The 16259-nt window shown below is 60.5% G+C and carries 17 protein-coding genes; 6 read left to right on the forward strand and 11 right to left on the reverse strand.

Translation table 11 applies throughout. The features are described from left to right. Positions 1–25: 25 nt before the first annotated feature. Positions 26–1213, reverse strand: coding sequence for an MFS transporter (locus QZM67_RS12365; protein WP_367620442.1), 1188 nt, complete (start codon positions 1211–1213; stop codon positions 26–28). A gap of 405 nt (positions 1214–1618) precedes the next feature. Here QZM67_RS12365 and pal point away from each other — a divergent pair, with 405 nt between their 5' ends. Continuing rightward, on the forward strand, positions 1619–2122 hold the full coding sequence (pal, locus tag QZM67_RS12370) for a peptidoglycan-associated lipoprotein Pal (protein ID WP_301803263.1): 504 nt from the start codon (positions 1619–1621) through the stop codon (positions 2120–2122). Between the two features lie 71 nt (positions 2123–2193). Here the strand turns inward: pal and QZM67_RS12375 are convergent, their stop codons facing one another. From QZM67_RS12375 to QZM67_RS12420, 10 genes are all read right to left on the reverse strand, one after another. Then, on the reverse strand, positions 2194–2448 hold the full coding sequence (locus QZM67_RS12375; RefSeq protein WP_175947877.1) for a hypothetical protein: 255 nt from the start codon (positions 2446–2448) through the stop codon (positions 2194–2196). Beyond that, positions 2432–4411, reverse strand: a complete 1980-nt coding sequence (locus QZM67_RS12380) for a chloride channel protein (RefSeq protein ID WP_301803271.1) — start codon at positions 4409–4411, stop codon at positions 2432–2434. Before QZM67_RS12380 ends, QZM67_RS12375 begins: the two co-directional genes overlap by 17 nt. 31 nt (positions 4412–4442) lie before the next feature. Beyond that, on the reverse strand, positions 4443–6125 hold the full coding sequence (locus tag QZM67_RS12385) for an APC family permease (RefSeq protein ID WP_301803274.1): 1683 nt from the start codon (positions 6123–6125) through the stop codon (positions 4443–4445). A 44-nt stretch (positions 6126–6169) separates the two neighbouring features. Beyond that, complete coding sequence (locus tag QZM67_RS12390; RefSeq protein WP_046549513.1) at positions 6170–6595, reverse strand: MarR family winged helix-turn-helix transcriptional regulator; 426 nt, start codon at positions 6593–6595, stop codon at positions 6170–6172. A gap of 549 nt (positions 6596–7144) precedes the next feature. Beyond that, the gene (gene arsN2, locus QZM67_RS12395; protein ID WP_301803282.1) at positions 7145–7573 is read right to left on the reverse strand and encodes an arsenic resistance N-acetyltransferase ArsN2; all 429 of its coding nucleotides are present in this window, start codon (positions 7571–7573) and stop codon (positions 7145–7147) included. Between the two features lie 22 nt (positions 7574–7595). Next, the gene (gene arsH / locus QZM67_RS12400) at positions 7596–8333 is read right to left on the reverse strand and encodes an arsenical resistance protein ArsH (protein WP_301803284.1); all 738 of its coding nucleotides are present in this window, start codon (positions 8331–8333) and stop codon (positions 7596–7598) included. Beyond that, positions 8311–8733: an arsenate reductase (glutaredoxin) gene (gene arsC, locus QZM67_RS12405; RefSeq protein ID WP_301803287.1), complete on the reverse strand. Its 423-nt coding sequence runs from the start codon at positions 8731–8733 to the stop codon at positions 8311–8313. The genes arsH and arsC overlap by 23 nt, the downstream gene beginning before the upstream one ends. Before the next feature lie 21 nt (positions 8734–8754). After that, positions 8755–9828, reverse strand: coding sequence for an ACR3 family arsenite efflux transporter (gene arsB / locus QZM67_RS12410; RefSeq protein WP_301803289.1), 1074 nt, complete (start codon positions 9826–9828; stop codon positions 8755–8757). A 64-nt stretch (positions 9829–9892) separates the two neighbouring features. After that, positions 9893–10387, reverse strand: coding sequence for an arsenate reductase ArsC (locus QZM67_RS12415; RefSeq protein WP_301803291.1), 495 nt, complete (start codon positions 10385–10387; stop codon positions 9893–9895). A 23-nt stretch (positions 10388–10410) separates the two neighbouring features. Next, positions 10411–10776 carry a hypothetical protein gene (locus tag QZM67_RS12420; protein WP_301803293.1) on the reverse strand — a complete coding sequence of 122 codons (366 nt, stop codon included), beginning with the start codon at positions 10774–10776 and terminating at the stop codon, positions 10411–10413. A 255-nt stretch (positions 10777–11031) separates the two neighbouring features. Here QZM67_RS12420 and QZM67_RS12425 point away from each other — a divergent pair, with 255 nt between their 5' ends. The 5 genes from QZM67_RS12425 to QZM67_RS12445 all read left to right on the forward strand — a co-directional run bounded on the left by QZM67_RS12425 (position 11032) and on the right by QZM67_RS12445 (position 16154). Continuing rightward, positions 11032–11571 carry a hypothetical protein gene (locus QZM67_RS12425; protein WP_301803295.1) on the forward strand — a complete coding sequence of 180 codons (540 nt, stop codon included), beginning with the start codon at positions 11032–11034 and terminating at the stop codon, positions 11569–11571. A 20-nt stretch (positions 11572–11591) separates the two neighbouring features. Continuing rightward, positions 11592–12950, forward strand: a complete 1359-nt coding sequence (locus tag QZM67_RS12430) for a 7-cyano-7-deazaguanine synthase (RefSeq protein ID WP_301803298.1) — start codon at positions 11592–11594, stop codon at positions 12948–12950. After that, entirely contained in the window at positions 12947–14119 is a 1173-nt protein-coding gene (locus QZM67_RS12435) for an XRE family transcriptional regulator (RefSeq protein ID WP_301803304.1), read from the forward strand. The genes QZM67_RS12430 and QZM67_RS12435 overlap by 4 nt, the downstream gene beginning before the upstream one ends. After that, a complete protein-coding gene (locus QZM67_RS12440; RefSeq protein WP_301803307.1) occupies positions 14094–14729 on the forward strand; it encodes a hypothetical protein in 636 nt (211 codons plus the stop codon). Before QZM67_RS12435 ends, QZM67_RS12440 begins: the two co-directional genes overlap by 26 nt. A gap of 591 nt (positions 14730–15320) precedes the next feature. After that, positions 15321–16154, forward strand: coding sequence for a DUF932 domain-containing protein (locus tag QZM67_RS12445; RefSeq protein ID WP_301803308.1), 834 nt, complete (start codon positions 15321–15323; stop codon positions 16152–16154). Positions 16155–16259: the final 105 nt, after the last annotated feature.

The raw sequence follows: 16259 nt of genomic DNA on the forward strand, positions 1-16259 counted from the left end.
CATTTTCAAACGCTGTCCGGATCGTTCAGGTTCGCCGCGGCGGCGGCGTCATACCGAATGCGATCGCCAACCATACTGCAACCATGCCGGCACACATCAGAAACACCATGTTCGGGCCGCCCTGCTTGAGCAGCCAGCCGCCCACGATGCCGCCGAGCGCGAGCCCGATCGACTGTGTGGTGTTGTAGACGCCCGTGGCCGCGCCCTTGCGCGAACCGGGCGCGAGCTTCGACACGAGCGACGGCTGCGACGCTTCCAGGATGTTGAAGCCGAGGAAGTAGACGAAAAGAACTGCCGCCACAATCAGGATGGTATGCGGCGCGCTGCCCAACAACAATTGGCCGATCAGGATAGCCAGGATGCCGCCGAGCAGCACCGGCTTCATCTTGCCCCGTCTTTCCGCGACGATGATCGCCGGGACCATCATCACGAACGCGAGCCCCATCACCGGCAGGTAGACCTTCCAGTGCGCGGCGACCGGCAGGCCGCCGTCGACCAGCAGGCGCGGCACGACGAGGAACAGCGCCGTCTGCGTCGCGTGCAGCACCAGCACGCCGAAGTTCAGGCGCAGCAGCTCGACGTTGTGCAGCACCTCGGCGAACGGCGCAGGCACGTGCACGGGCTTCGCCGCATCGGGCACGATCCACACCACGACGCCGATCGCGAGGATCGACAGCACGCCGACGATCGCGAACAGCCCGCTCATCCCGACCCAGTGAAATACGATCGGCGCGCCGACGATCGCGACCGCGAACGACACGCCGATCGACCCGCCGACCATCGCCATCGCCTTCGTGCGGTTCTGCTCGGAGGTCAGGTCGGCGATGAACGCGAGCACCGCGGACGACACTGCGCCCATCCCCTGGATCACGCGGCCGACGATGATCCACGTGATGTCGTGCGCGAACGCGGCGACGAAGCTGCCAAGCGCGAAGATCAGCAGGCCGGTGGCAATCACGGGCTTGCGGCCGAACTTGTCGGACGCCCAGCCGTAGAAGATGTACAGCAGCGACTGCGTGACGCCGTAGGCCCCGAGCGCGATACCGACGAGCAGCACGTTGTCGCCGCCCGGGATGGTTTTCGCATAGACCGAGAACACCGGCATGATCATGAACAGGCCGAGCATGCGCAGCGCGAAAATCGCCGCGAGCGACGTGGTCGCGCGCAATTCGGGCGCGGTCATGCGGGAAGACACGGTGGACGACTGGGACATCGTTGACGCGATTTACCGAACGGATCCAACAACGGACAAAAAAAACCCAGCTGGGTAGCCGGGTTCAAGAAGCTCGCCCCGGCCTTTCGTATCGGGACGACCGGACGTCGAGTGACGCGAGCTGAGGGAGTACATCTGAACTCACGATTTCGCAGAATTTCCGCATCGTAACATGGCAACTAGTCACGATGTGACATTTCTCCTAATCTGGTTAACGGGGCTGTATTCACCCACCATGTGACCAAGAAAGTCTTTCGGATCACCCTTCAATTCATTTACAAAACACCGTCGCCCGTCAAACAGGAGCAGCTCGGTTCACTGTGCTTCCGGCAGTGATGCCGCGCCCCGTTCCGTTGATCTGCGACCCATGCCGTTCGATCGAACGCGCCCTTCAGGAGACCCGTGATGAAAAGCTTGATGCGATATGCGGTGCTGTTGACCCTTGTGCTGTTCGGTGGCTGCCATTCCGCGACAAAGACGCCCAGTACTGCCGGCATGATGAATCAGGGAACCGCAAATGGTCAGGCGATCGGGACGCCGTCGACCATGGCCGACGAATTGAACAACCCCAACAGTCCGCTCGCGAAACGCAGCATCTATTTCGATTTCGACAGCTATGAAGTGAAGCCCGAGTACCAGTCGCTCCTGCAGGCGCATGCCGACTATCTGCGCCTTCATCCAGGCCGGCACATCTTGATTCAGGGGAATACCGACGAACGTGGCACCAGTGAGTACAACCTCGCGTTGGGCGAGCGCCGATCGCAGGCCGTGCTTCGCACACTGGAAACGCTCGGCGTACCCGATTCACAGATCGAGGCAGTCAGCTTCGGCAAGGAGAAGCCGGTTGCATTGGGCCACGACGAAGCGTCGTGGGCACAGAATCGTCGCGCGGATATCGTTTATCGATGAAGCGCCAGCGTGGCGGGAGCCCGCTCGCGCCACGCATTGACCGACAGAACGGTTCGGCACCGATATCGCGGTCACAAGCCCATGAAGTAGGTCCGGACATCCATCTCGGCGGACCACGACTGCACATCGGAGAGTTCATCGAACTCGACCGGCTTCCCGCGGTAAAGACAACAATATCCATTCGCCGTTCGGTAGACGATGACCCACTCGCGGTCGTCACTCGCCTCGTCTTGCAGGTTGCCGGCCAACACTTCCTTCCAGTCATCGAGATGCAGGGCCACCGCAAGGCGCCGGCGCAGAACGGCCAGCTCAACGCTGAGTTTCATGCTGCCGCTCCTTGCCGACATGCGCTTCGGCCCGCGTCGACGCGTGGCTGTCACCGTGCTGCTTCCCTGACCGCAGGCTGCGCTCCGTTCCGCGCCGGTTCTCGGGAAAGATCCTGATACTGCTCGCCACTGCGTCTGCAATGTGTTCCTTCGCAATGACACCGACGACTTCCATCGCGCCCTCTTCTTCGGGCCGGGTCACGACCACCGCCATGGTCGCGTGCTTCTGACGCAGCTTGCTGATCACATCGAACGCCGCTTCGCTTGGCCCGACCACGATGAAATTGCGTTGAGCGAGCGCACCGAGCGTCACGGACGGATGATCGTGCGAGATGGCTCGTCGCAACCCGGTGTTGATGCGAAGCACCCCCTCGATCCGGCCCGATCGCGTGACGACCACGTGGCGGAACGGCGGGCCGTCCAGATTGCCCAGAATGTCGCGGAACAGTACCTCGGCGTCCTGCACGAGCACGTCCGTCTCCATCACTTGCGCCGCGTTCTGGACGAGGAACATGTTGGCATGCAACGCGTTCGGAATCACGTGACCGCGCCGCACGAGCTTGAGCGTATAGATGCTTTCGCGGCAAAGCAGGCGCCGGGTCGCAAGGCTGACCGCAACGGCGATGATCATGGGCAGCACGATGTCGTAGTCGCGGGTCATCTCGAAGATCATCGCGACCGCCGTCATTGCCGCACCGGTTCCGCCTCCCACCATCGCCCCCATGCCGACCATGGCGAACGCGGGTGCACTGACGGGTGCCGCGGGCAGTACTGCCTGGACGAATGCAGCGAACGCCGCACCCAATGCCGCGCCAATGAACAGTGACGGCGAAAAGACACCACCTGAAGATCCCGAGCCCAGGCTGATCGATGTAGCGAGGGTCTTGCAAAGCGCAAGCACGATCAGGAACAGGCAACCGCCGAGCTGTCCGTAAAGCAGCGCCTGAATCGTTGCATATCCCACGCCTTCTACGTAGTAGTGCCCGGCGAAGCGCATCAGCAGGTAGATCGTCACCCCGACGAGCAACATCCCCAGCGCGTGACGCGCATAGCGGCCCGGAATGCGCTCGAAGGCATCCTCCGCAAAATGAAGCCCGTGGGTCAGTAGCGCCGCGCCCGCGCCCGTCAAGATGCCGAGCGCGGCATACAGCACGAGCGTCAGCACGCTGCCGGGTCGATCAGGAATCGCACCCAACTGGGCGGGTACCAGAAACGCTGGCGCACTGCCGAAGAACAACCGTCCAACGAAAGTCGCAGTCCCGGTCGCCAGCGCGACGGGCAGGAACGTGTTGACGCTGATCTCCGGCATCATCAGCTCGGTCGCGAACAGGACACCGCCGATCGGCGTATTGAACGTCGCGGCGATCCCGGCGCCCGCGCCTGCCGCCACGAGCGTGATGCGCTGGCCGGCAGTCATCCTGACCGCTTGCCCCAGCGTCGAGCCCAACGCCGAGCCGATCTGGATGATTGGCCCCTCCCTACCGACCGCCGCGCCGGTGCCGATTGCGAACGCGGACGCCAGCGATTTCACGATCGCGACCACCGGGCGAATCACGCCGCGCTTGAAGTAGATCGCGTCCATCACCTCGGGTACGCCGTGCCCCTTCGCCTCCGGCGCAAAGGTGCAGACGAGCCACGTCACAACCAGGCCACCGACAACCGGCACGAGTATGACGAACGCCCCCCATACGGAAGTGGGCGTGAACTCGCTCGCGTTGTACGAGGCCGAAAACCGGCCGAGGAAAAAAGCGTTGTGCACGAAACCGATCAAGCCGCGAAATGCCACGGCGCCGATTCCTGTGACGACGCCGACCACGATCCCGAGGCAACTCAGTCGATACATGTCGATCGGCGACGATTCGTCTTCCGTTTGCGACGAACGCTGGACGCGACCGGTCTCCACGCGAAGCGATGCGAGTTCGCCGGCCGCGCTGTCCTCTCCTCCTGTCGATCCCGATGTCATGACGCCCGCCTGTGTCGAGTGTGTCGATCCGTCAACTGGTCTCGTTCATGCGCCCCATCATCTCCGACGTCTCGCCGGCATCGAGCGCACTTCGCATGGCCAGCACGAGCACCACCACGCTCCAGGCGGCGACCAGCAGAATGTCCCAGCCGAATCCGATGACGCCCAGGCCGCCGCCGATACCGCCCATCCACGACAACAGCCACAGCCCGCCGAACCACGGGAGCAACCACGCGATGTGCTTCCAGCCGAATTCGCGTGCACTACGGCGCAACACGACGTGATGGTGAAGCGCGTAGAGGACGAAGCCGATCGCCACCAGCGAGAACAGGAAGTTGTTGGTCTTGAAGCCGGTCCAGTAAATGACGAGGTTGCTGCACACGAATGCGAGCGGCGCGATCAACCCGGCCCCGCTCATGCGGAACGGCCGCTGCAGCTCCGGTACATTACGTCGCAGGACGAGCAGCGCGATCGGCCCCAGCCCATACGTGAGCACGGTGATCGACGTGATATAGCTCACCATCTGCTGCCACGCCGGGAACGGCATCAGGAACAGCACACCGACCGCCCACATGATCAGTACGGCAACCCAGGGAATCCTGTTGGCATTCAACCGCGTCAGCATGCGTGGGCCAGCGTCCAGCTCTCCGGCTGCGAACAGGATGCGCGAGCCGCCGGTGACGTACATCAGGCCGGTGCCCCCTGGCGAGACGTAGGCGTCGATGTAAAGCAGCGTGGCCATCCATCCCATGCCGAGGGTCGTCGCGAGCCCGGCGAACGGCCCCATTTCGCCCTTGAAGCTGAGGTTGTTCCAACCGGCGGCAAGATCGGCCGGCGCAAGCGCGTAGATGAACGCGACCTGCAGCAGGATGTAGATGACGGCCGCCAGAAGGACCGCGCCGATCACGGCCAGCGGAATGTTTCGATGCGGATTGGCGCTTTCGCCGCCCAGGTCGATCGCCGTTCGAAAACCCAGATAGCTGAAGACAATGCCGGCGGCCGGCAGCGCGGTGAACATGCCGGACAAGTGGTAGCTGCCGGGCGCCGCCTGCATGACGCCCCAATGCGTGCTCGCACCCAGCAAGCCGGCAATCGTCAGCAGCGGCACGAGTATCTTCCACCACGTAATGGTCGAGTTCACGCCCAGCAGCCAGCGGATCACCATCATGTTCAGCAATGCCATGACGCCGAGCAGGCCGGCACATGCGATGAAGCCGAAAGCCGTCAGCAAACCCGCGCTTCCGGGCTGGATGAACCAGGGGAGATAGTTGTTCGCGTACGTGACGATCGCCTCCGCCTCGACCGCCGGAACCGGCACGTACGCCAGAAACAGGAGGCCGCACCAGATGCGGCCCAGCCCCACGCCATGACTCGCATGGCTCATGTGCACCAGTGCGCCGCTGCGCGGAAACATCGCCGCGAGCTCGGCGAAACACAGTGCGATCAGCATGATGATGATCGCGCCGAGCACCCAGCTGCCGATGCTCAGCGGGCCGGCGATGCGCGATGCGTGATAGGCGCCGAACAACCAGCCGGAACCGACCATGCTGGTCGTGCTGGCGAACAGCAGCCCGATGATTCCGGCGTCACGCCGGAGTTTGCCTTCCAGATTGAGGCTTGAGGTCGTGCTCATATGCCGCTCCTTGCAAACGACCTCCCCCTGCTGCGTGTGTGTTCGTTCTCCCGCCCTGCCCGTTGCCGCGACGACCGACAAATATCGGCCGTCCCGGCGAATCCGCGCACGTTGCTGTCGCGCGGTCAGTTGATATCGGTGACGTCCTGAAAAGCCCAGCCGAACGACTGAATTTCCGATTTGTGCAAGGCCGCAACCTTGCGCAAGCATTCCGCCCCTTTTTCCGTCAGATGGATCTCCGCTTGCCTCCGATCCTGCTCGCTCGTTTGGCGCCGGACGAGCCCTGCTGCTTCGCAGCGTGTGATGAGCGCCACCGTGCCATGCGAGGACGCCTGCAGCCGTTCGGCTATCTCGCCGACTGTCGCCCACGAGCGGTCCGGAAACGCACAGGTGTGCAACATCAGCATGTATTGCAACGGCGTCAGCCCCTCGGCCCGCAGGATTTCCTCCGAGAAACGCAGGAAACGCCGCAGCCGGTAGCGAAATTCGGACAGCTGCTCGAGGTCGTGTTTCGTGGCGCTTGCGCCGGCCTTTCGATTGCTTGCTGCCATCACGAACTCCGTGAACACCGGGAGTTTTCTGGAATCATGTCATCACGTGACCTAAAATATAGGCGCGCGTGACGGGTAGTGCAAAGTGCTTTCATCGGTCGCTGCTCCGGTCGCTGCGTGGATTGACCCCATCAATCTGAATCGGTGAGGAGAAGTGGACGGCATTTCGATACCGCTGCTGGCCGCCCTGGTCGTCGTGCAGCCCGGTCATTCGATAAGCTCACGTGCGGGAACGGCCAGCCACGTCGTTGTCCCGGCGCGGAATATACTGCATGTGGGCAACCCTTGGGCGTGGCCAAGCCTCACACCCAACGTCAGTCGTCCGGTGGCAAGCAATCCGACGTCCACCCCGGTCTATATCCCTAGCGTGACGTATCACCCCGACGGTTGGGGCGCACACTCCAGGTTGGCGGGCGGTCGGTTCAGGTGGTGATCGATCGACGCCTGGGTCCGCTCGCCGCGGCAAGGCGCGCGGCCTTCGCCACGCGGTGCGGGGCCATTCAATCCCTCTGAAGCGTCGCGTCAATCGGCTGGCGCCTGCCTCGAAGACTACAGAACGCGCAGCATCGAAACGGCCGAGCCCGGACATACCCCCTGGAATTGGCTCGATGTTCGCACCAGGTGCGGTACGTCATCGCGCGCGACGCACACAAAACCAAGACGGGCGAAATAGTCTTCTGCCGTCGTTGTGAGGAGCACCAGCGACCGGACTTGCAGCAAATGACACGCGGCGACCAGCTGCGACACGATACGCTGCCCCAATCCAGCATCCCGGGCATGCTCCGCCACCGCGATGGAGCGCAAAAGCGCAGCGTCGTCGTAGCGCTCGATGCCACCGCACCCGCACATCGTCGAACCGTCCATCGCGACCACAAAATCCTGCAAATGATCGCTCACACCGATGACGGGCAGACCGCATCGATGCAGCAGGGCTTCAATCGACGCCAGGTCGTCGACCGTGGCGGGACGGATCTCCATGTGTCACTCCTTTGACCGGGATCTAGATGCTCCGCTGATTCACGCGATTCGACAGCGCCTCGGCGCTTTCCTTCCGCTCGCTGTATCGGTCGACCAGGTACGGGCCGATGTCTCGGGTCAGCAAAGTGAACTTCACCAACTCTTCCATGACGTCGACAACGCGATCGTAATAGGACGACGGTTTCATTCGCCCGGCTTCGTCGAATTCGGCGAACGCCTTGGCGACCGACGACTGGTTAGGGATGGTCAGCATGCGCATCCAGCGCCCCAGCACGCGCATCTGGTTCACGGCGTTGAACGACTGCGACCCGCCGCTCACCTGCATCACCGCCAGCGTCTTGCCTTGCGTGAGCCGGACCGCGCCAACCGACAGCGGAATCCAGTCGATCTGCGACTTCATGATCCCGGTCATCGCGCCGTGCCGCTCCGGCGAGCACCACGCCATCCCTTCAGACCACATCACCAGTTCGCGAAGCTCGACCACCTTCGGGTGATGCTCTGGCGCGTCATCGGGCAGTGGCAGGCCACTCGGATTGAACACGCGTACCTCTGCACCCATCGCCGTGAGCAGCCGGCCGGCTTCCTCGACCAGCAGGCGGCTGAACGAACGCTCGCGCAGCGAGCCGTACAGCAGCAGGAGCCGAGGTGGGTGTGTCGACGGCGATGCAGGCCGCAGTCGAGCGGCATCCGGCACGCGGAACAGCGCTGCGTCGAGCTGCGGCAGGTCTTTCAGTTGCTCAGACACGCTCGCCCTCCGCATGGATCACGACCTCGCCGTCTTCCTTGGTGAACGGTCCTTTCTGCGGGTTCGGCAAGATGTCCAGGACGGCTTCCGACGGCCGACACAGCTTCGTGCCGATCGGTGTGACCACGATGGGCCGATTCATCAGAATCGGGTACTGCTCGATGAAGTCGAGCAACTGCCCATCGGTCCACTTCGGATCGCCAAGGCCAAGTTCCGCATACGGCGTGCCCTTCTCACGCAGCACCTTGCGTACGGTCAGGCCCGCGTCGGCCAACAGCTTGGCCAACGTTTCGCGCGGCGGCGGTGTCTCGAGGTATTCGATAACGGCGGGTTCCTCGCCGCTGTTGCGGATCAAGGCCAGCGTGTTGCGCGACGTGCCGCAGTCGGGGTTGTGATAGATCGTGATGGTAGTCATGTCGAGATTCCTCCGTTCGTATCAAGTGCGGCACTCGTACCAGCCCTTCGACTGGTTGACGATGCGCACGACGAGCAGCATGACCGGCACTTCGATGAGCACGCCCACGACGGTCGCAAGCGCCGCACCGGAGTGGAAGCCGAACAGGCTGATCGCGGCCGCGACCGCCAGCTCGAAGAAGTTCGACGCACCGATCAGCGCCGATGGACATGCGATATCGTGTTTCTCGCCGACCGCACGATTGAGCCAGTACGCGAGCGCCGAATTGAAGAACACCTGGATCAGGATCGGCACGGCGAGCAGCGCGATCACCAGCGGCTGCGTCAGGATCGCTTCTCCCTGGAACGCGAATAGCAGCACGAGCGTGGCCAGCAGCGCTGCGATCGACCACGGGCCGATCTTCGCCATGGCCGCATCGAACGCCGCCTGCCCCCTCGCCAGCAACACCTTGCGCCAGATCTGCGCGAGGATCACCGGGATGACGATGTAGAGCACGACCGACGTGAGCAGCGTCGCCCACGGCACAGTGATCGCCGACATCCCCAACAGCAGGCCCACCAGCGGCGCGAACGCGATCACCATGATGCTGTCGTTCAACGCGACCTGCGACAGCGTGAACAGCGGATCGCCGCCGGTCAGCCGGCTCCAGACGAACACCATCGCCGTGCAAGGTGCGGCGGCCAGCAGGATCAGTCCTGCGATGTAGCTGTCGAGCTGGTCCGCCGGCAGCATCGGCGCAAACAGATGGCGGATGAACAGCCAGCCGAGGAACGCCATCGAGAATGGGTTGACGAGCCAGTTCACGACAAGCGTGACGCCGATGCCTTTGACGTGCCGACGCACTTCATGCAACGCGCCGAAGTCGACCTTGACCAGCATCGGGATGATCATCACCCAGATCAGCAGCCCGACGGGCAGGTTGACCTGCGCGTACTCGATCCGGCCGATCTGCTGGAACAGGCCGGGCAGCACCTGGCCGAGCGCGATGCCGGCGACGATGCACAGCGCGACCCACACCGTCAGGTAGCGCTCGAAGAAATTGATGGAAGGCTTTGCGACGGCCTTTCCCGGCGGGGCGACGTTGGACGTGTTCATAGGACGGTGTTCGATCGTGAAGTCGTGGGCGACCGCTCGGTTCGGCAGACCGCCATGCGAATGATCAGTTTTGCGAGATCTCGATCAGCGCCGTCTGGAGTTCGGCGTCGTTCATTCGATCCAGCGGCAGTGCCAGCAACTGCAGCATGCGATAGCCGATTGCCTGGCGCGTGAGTTCGAAAGCGAGGCGCTTGCCATCGTCTGCGCCTGCCGCGTTCGACGGATCGGCGTAGCCCCAATGCACTTTGACGGGACTGCCGGGCCAGTACGGGCATGTCTCTGCCGCTGCGCTGTCGCACACCGTGATGACGACACGCATTTCAGGCGCGCCGTCGCCCACGAACGCGTCCCAGCTCTTGCTGCGGTATCCGTCGACTTCGATGCCAGCGTTCGTCAACGCTTCCAGCGCGAACGGATTGAGGCGACCGCTCGGCGCACTTCCGGCGCTGTAGGCACGTACGTCCTTGCCGAGCATCGCAGCCCAATGATTGAGCATGCCCTCGGCAAGCACGCTGCGCGCAGAGTTGTGGGTGCAGAGGATCAGGATGTTCGTCGTCATGGGCGGAGGCATGCGAATGCGGATCAGGATTGGCGGGTGCCCGACGTCGGGCATGCGGACACCGGCGAGCACGGATTGCCACCGCAGCAGTTCTCCGTGAGGTACACGCTCCAGAACGGATGGATCTTTGTGGTGATACGAAACCCCGAGGAACCCGCGGGAGTAAGGAGCCGCTCATGAAACACCGTTAAAGCGTCGACCTTCTTATCGCTGTTTGTGGGGCCATCACTCTCCAGTTGGTTCCAGAAGGCACAAGCGGCCGACGCCAGTTGATCTTGCCTTGCCTTTACAAAACGGGTGTCGACATCGAACGGTAACGTGTCGTTGTCGCCTCGCTCGCCAATGTCTGCGGCGGCACGTTGAAAGTGATGCAGGGTAACTTCTGGCATAGCTTAAGGTCCGATTTCACGGTATCCAAAAGGAGTAAAAACTTTGCCTCGTTGCCGAAGCCGTGAGCGCCGCGGGGTATGTTCCGTCGGCCCCAAAGTGCGCACCAGTTTCGGGCATTCTTGCGTTCCTTCGTTGCACTGCAGTGCTACAAGCATACGCTCACCACAGAATATTGACAATGTCGGATTTTTGTAATTTAATTCTGACAAACTTGGAGGCGTGCGATGAGCGACGGACCACATAGAAGTCTGCCTATGCGAAAGGCCTGGAAGGAACTTGCCAAGCGCGGAGATCAGTCGACCTACGACCTGGAACAGGTAACGGACGCCGCCAAGCACGCGCTCGCGCGTGACTTCAGAAAAGAAGTCGATTACTCAGTGATCAAAGCCCTCAAGGACGTCTTCACGGGGCGCGCCAATTCCTTGGGCCTACCAGAAATCGCGCTTCGGCAACTTGAAGAAGCAAGAACCTTGGCGGCCGGGTCCGTATTTGGACTAAACGCAGTTGCTTGGGGCGTTTATGTTGTGAACAGCGGCCGTCTGGACGAGGACGCGTTCCTTGAGGCGATAGGCTTTGCTGCCAAGGAGCGAGGTATCGCAAACACGCGTCAGATTGAGGAGCACTACCTCAGAAAATCCAATATGCGGCGCGCCAACGATCTGGGAGTGCGGCTGTACACCGCGATTTCAGGGATGTCAGAAAAGCAGCTAGGCTTGGCCCTCGTGGCACCAGAGACGGCCCACAAGTCCACGCTGAGGAAGCGGTCCGAGCTGGGCGACGGGGTACCATTGTGATGAGCAAGAAGCCGCAATTCATGGAACTCAAGGAACTAGCTGTCGACGTCGTCGAAATAGGCGCACGGCCACGCAGAGGAGCGCTTGCCTGCAGGCTGGAAACGAACATCAGCTTTGACACCGGAGTTCTGGAGACTTTTTCATCCACGAACTGGCAGCCTGTAGTCTATGATGCGCTCGTGGTTGCGGCAGCAGTCGAGTTTTGTGACCGCAGCCTTGCTCGCAGCAGCATGAACTGGGGCCGACGCTTTCACGTGCACATTCCTGTTCACGACCCCGCGAGGTGGTTGGATCGCTCCGCGTCTGGTGCACTCACCAATGCCCTAAATTTTCTCACCGGCGATGATTGGCATTTTCATTTTCGCGTCCGCAAGGCGAAGGCAGTTCTTCCAGCTCAAAATCGATTGGAGTTTCCGTCTAATTCCGAGGCCGTCATTGCTTACAGCGAAGGAATGGATTCACGCGCCGTGTATGGATTGGAACATCAACGGCTTGGTAATCGGCTGGTTCGCGTTCGCGTCGGTACCAAGTGGCATGATGTACCCAAGAAGAAACGACTGATAGCACCGTTTGCGGCGTTGCCGTATGAAGTCAAGTTGGACAATGACAATGCTGAAAACAGCGCGAGAACTCGTGGCTTCAAGTTTAGCCTGATCGCCGCTATTGCAGCATATCTTATAGATGCGCCTACAGCGATCGTTCCGGAAAGTGGTCAAGGAGCCCTCGCCCCGGCAATGTTACCGGTTGGACAAGGCTACGCCGATTACCGGAACTACCCTGCCTTTACTGTACTAATGGAGAAGTTTGTTTACGCGCTGTTCGAGCATCGACTCCACTATCACTTTCCTAGAATCTGGAAGACCAAAGGAGAGACGCTGCGCGAATTCGTCGATGCGTACGGCGACTCTGCGAACTGGCTTGAAACTCGCTCTTGCTGGCAAAACGCCAGACAGGTGTCTGTCTCAAAGTCGAGGCGGCAATGTGGAATTTGCGCAGCCTGCCTGTTACGCCGGCTAAGTGTTCACGCTGCCAACCTGTCTGAACCTGCAGACAACTACGTGTGGGAGAACCTCAAAGCTCCTACGTTCGAAGCGGGCGCGGCAGCAGGGTTTAATCACATTACTAAGGCTCTTCGCGAGTATGCGATAGCTGGGACTCTTCATTTCGATCACCTCGCAGCAATTCGAGATTCGGCAAGTTACGATTTGGTCAGACGTAGAGCAGTGAGCGACCTATCCGGGTCGCTCTGTGAATCTCTGGAAAGCGTTTCCCAGAAGCTGGACCGACTTCTGGAACAGCATGCAAAGGAGTGGTCGGCATTCACGAACGATCTCGGACCCCAGTCGTTCGTCAGGAAATGGATGGATATAGCATCATGACCAAGTCAACTCAAGAACTAAGCCCAGTGGAACTTGGTGAAAGACTCAAAATAGCACGGGAAACCGCGAATCTTACCCAAGATGCTGGAGCGAAAGCCGCTGGCTTTGCTCGCACTACTCTTGTAGCTATCGAAAAAGGTCAACGTACTGCTCGAATTGACGAGCTACAGGCGCTTTGTCGCCATTACGGCATATCGGTAAATTCGCTACTTCGGCGCGAAGCCGTCCACGTTGATCTCATTCCTCGTTTTCGGTCGCTTCCCGAGACGGCAAGCGAGGGAATCGAGCAGGCCGCACGCACCTTAAACGATCTTGTACGGTCCGAAGTCGAGCTTGAAAGCGTTCTCGGCATTCAACGCCAGCGAAATTATCCTGTAGAAAAAACGATAATGCCTGGAGACGTCCGGGCCCAAGCAGAACACGATGCGCAAATCCTAAGAAATTGGCTGGGTCTAGGAGAAGGACCGATCCAAAACTTGTTCGCACTTATGGAGCTTCAGCTCGGCATCCGAATTTATAGTCGAAAGCTTGCATCATCAGTATCGGGCTTATTTGCTTATGACGATGCCGTCGGAGCATGCATGCTGATTAATGCGAACCATCGGCGGGACCGCCAGACGCAAACGGGCGGACACGAATTGGGACACTTCATAGCGACTCGCCGGCGACCGGAGGTCTACCAGGATGAAATCCACGATAATTCGCGCGAAGAGCGCTACGCAAATGCTTTCGGACGAGCATTCCTCACGCCAACGCGGGCAGTGATGGAAAAATTTAAGGAATTGACTACGGGGGCAACTCACCTTACGCGTCGACATGTGATTCTCCTCGCTAACTACTTCGGAGTATCTCGGCAAGCTATTGTCATCAGACTAGAAGAACTAGGCCTGACCAAGAAGGGAACGTGGGATTGGTTCAAGGATAATGGTGGCATTACCGATGAACAGGTCCGGCAAGTCCTCGGGGCAACCGAGTACGATACCAACGTTGACAACCCACAATCATCCAGGCTCTATTTGTTGGCGATAGACGCCTGGAAGAAGGATTTGATTAGCGAAGGTCAAATGGCGGAAATGCTGAAACTTGATCGGCAACGCGTTCGAGAGTTGCTCGACGAGGCTGCGGCGGAAGAGGACGAGGCGGATGATCTTTTCAAGTTGCATCACTAACAAAGATTCGGAGCTCGTGCTGGACGCCAGTGTGGTCATCAACTTGCTGGCGACAGGCCACTCCAGCTCAATCCTGCATGCGCTCGGCACCCCAATCGTGGTAACCGACAATGTCGTCCAGGAAATCCAGAAAGGATCCATAGATGGTCGACCAGAAGCTGCGCAGCTGGAACTACTGATACTCGATCGGCATCTACGCGTTGAAAAACTAGAGGGACCGGTGTCGGAAAGTTTCTTTGAACTGGTTGGCGGGTCGGTATCAGACTCGCTCGACGACGGCGAAGCCGCGACCCTCGCCTTTGCGCAATGTAACGGTTTTACTGCTGCGATCGACGAGAAAAAAGCGACACGAATTGCCACTGAGCGTTTCGCGTCACTACGTCTTGTCACGACCGTTGACATTCTCGCCTATGCCCCCGTGCAAACACGGTTGGGGACTCAGGCATTGGCTGAAGCGATGTTTCGCGCGCTTCGCTTCGCAAGAATGCAGGTTCAAGAGCGCCAGTTCGATTGGGTCTCTCAGCTCATCGGACAAGAGAATGTTCAAGCTTGCTCAACGTTGAGGCGACATGCAAAACGCAAGCTCGCCGTACGCGGGCCGTTAGTGTGAACGTACACAAATCTGCACATAGAGACTGTCATTTCGGGAAGTGTGATTGCACGCGCTGAGGTGTACTCGACATCGTCAAGTTCAGATTGACCTGCCTACCAAGGCAAATCATCTTTCGGGTCTACAGCCTTGCGCTGCTATTAGACGAGCGTCGTGAGTTGTCGCAGAACTGGGCCTATTTGATCGATACTCTGGCATTGGCTCATGCATAAGCCAGCGACTCGTGACCTTATCGCGCCTAGTACACCATTCGAAATTTAGTGGACTCCGCCGGTTCGCGCAGCTCCCCCAAGATCCGGTCAACTCGCGGCATGGGCATGCACCCGCCTCCTAGCTTCCCGCCCTTGACCCGCGACCGTAGCCGATAGCGGGCATGCATCAAGGGGCGCGGGACCGTGTTGCCCGCACCCCTCCCTCGCCTTTTTCCTTGACGCTTGCCCGCTATCGACTCCTTCAGTCGCACGGGCGGGAACCCGGGAGCCTGGCGGCAGCAAAGCCAACCCCGAGTTCCACCGGGAGGTATCCAGCCGCAACGGCAAGGCGCACCTCCTCGCCCGCTTCAGGTCCTCAACCTTGACTGCGGAGAACGCCATGCAACTCGCATCCTCATTCCATTACAGCGCCCCGATGCTGCGCGCGGATGCCCCCCTGTCGGACGATCAGATTCGCCGCGTTGCCCCGTCCATCTTCGCGGACGGCAAGCACGAAAGCCGATCAGAGCGCTATACCTACATTCCCACCATCGATGTGCTGCGCGGCCTGCGCAACGAAGGCTTTCAGCCGTTCATGATCTGTCAGACCCGCGTACGTGACTCTGGCAAGCGCGAATTCACCAAGCACATGCTCCGGCTGCGCCATGCCGACCAGATCACCGGCGAGGAAGCCGATGAAATCGTGCTGCTGAACTCGCACGACGGCACCAGCAGTTATCAGATGCTCGCCGGCACATTCCGCTTTGTCTGCCAGAACGGCATGGTCGCGGGCGAGAACATCTCCGATATCCGCGTGCCGCACAAAGGCAACGTGGTGCAGAACGTGATCAACGGTGCGTTCGACGTGCTCGACGGGTTCGAACTGATCCGAGAGCAGAAAGACGGCATGCGCTCGGTAACACTAGACCGTGACGAACAGCACGCATTCGCCCGCTCCGCGCTCGCGCTGCGGTACGACCCGACCGACGCCGAAGCCCCGGCGCCCATCTGCGAAAGCCAGTTACTTGCCCCGCGCCGTTTCGAGGATCGCCGCGACGATCTCTGGACTGTCTTTAATCGGGTGCAGGAAAACCTGACCAAGGGTGGCCTGCATGGCCGCTCCCACTCGGGCCGCGCGATGTCTACGCGCCCCATTACCGGTATCAACCAGAACGTGAAGCTCAACCGCGCGCTGTGGATGCTCGCGGACGCCATGCGCCAGATGAAGGCGTAACGACTGACGGGCGGCGCATCCGCGTCGCCCTCCTATTCAGTTTTGCGCCATGACGCCCGTCGGGTCACGTCCTGACGCAATCGCACCTTACTGGCCCGGCATCTT

The organism is Burkholderia sp. AU45251, assembly GCF_030482905.1.
Classification (GTDB): Bacteria; Pseudomonadota; Gammaproteobacteria; order Burkholderiales; family Burkholderiaceae; genus Burkholderia; species Burkholderia aenigmatica.

Bases quoted from the DNA above. Each gene is read 5' to 3' on its own strand.
- QZM67_RS12365 (WP_367620442.1), bottom strand. From the start codon at position 1,213: ATGTCCCAGTCGTCCACCGTGTCTTCCCGCATGACCGCGCCCGAATTG.
- pal (WP_301803263.1), top strand. From the start codon at position 1,619: ATGAAAAGCTTGATGCGATATGCGGTGCTGTTGACCCTTGTGCTGTTC.
- QZM67_RS12375 (WP_175947877.1), bottom strand. From the start codon at position 2,448: ATGAAACTCAGCGTTGAGCTGGCCGTTCTGCGCCGGCGCCTTGCGGTG.
- QZM67_RS12380 (WP_301803271.1), bottom strand. From the start codon at position 4,411: ATGACATCGGGATCGACAGGAGGAGAGGACAGCGCGGCCGGCGAACTC.
- QZM67_RS12390 (WP_046549513.1), bottom strand. From the start codon at position 6,595: ATGGCAGCAAGCAATCGAAAGGCCGGCGCAAGCGCCACGAAACACGAC.
- arsN2 (WP_301803282.1), bottom strand. From the start codon at position 7,573: ATGGAGATCCGTCCCGCCACGGTCGACGACCTGGCGTCGATTGAAGCC.
- arsH (WP_301803284.1), bottom strand. From the start codon at position 8,333: ATGCGGAGGGCGAGCGTGTCTGAGCAACTGAAAGACCTGCCGCAGCTC.
- arsC (WP_301803287.1), bottom strand. From the start codon at position 8,733: ATGACTACCATCACGATCTATCACAACCCCGACTGCGGCACGTCGCGC.
- arsB (WP_301803289.1), bottom strand. From the start codon at position 9,828: ATGAACACGTCCAACGTCGCCCCGCCGGGAAAGGCCGTCGCAAAGCCT.
- QZM67_RS12415 (WP_301803291.1), bottom strand. From the start codon at position 10,387: ATGACGACGAACATCCTGATCCTCTGCACCCACAACTCTGCGCGCAGC.
- QZM67_RS12420 (WP_301803293.1), bottom strand. From the start codon at position 10,776: ATGCCAGAAGTTACCCTGCATCACTTTCAACGTGCCGCCGCAGACATT.
- QZM67_RS12425 (WP_301803295.1), top strand. From the start codon at position 11,032: ATGCGAAAGGCCTGGAAGGAACTTGCCAAGCGCGGAGATCAGTCGACC.
- QZM67_RS12430 (WP_301803298.1), top strand. From the start codon at position 11,592: ATGGAACTCAAGGAACTAGCTGTCGACGTCGTCGAAATAGGCGCACGG.
- QZM67_RS12435 (WP_301803304.1), top strand. From the start codon at position 12,947: ATGACCAAGTCAACTCAAGAACTAAGCCCAGTGGAACTTGGTGAAAGA.
- QZM67_RS12440 (WP_301803307.1), top strand. From the start codon at position 14,094: ATGATCTTTTCAAGTTGCATCACTAACAAAGATTCGGAGCTCGTGCTG.
- QZM67_RS12445 (WP_301803308.1), top strand. From the start codon at position 15,321: ATGCAACTCGCATCCTCATTCCATTACAGCGCCCCGATGCTGCGCGCG.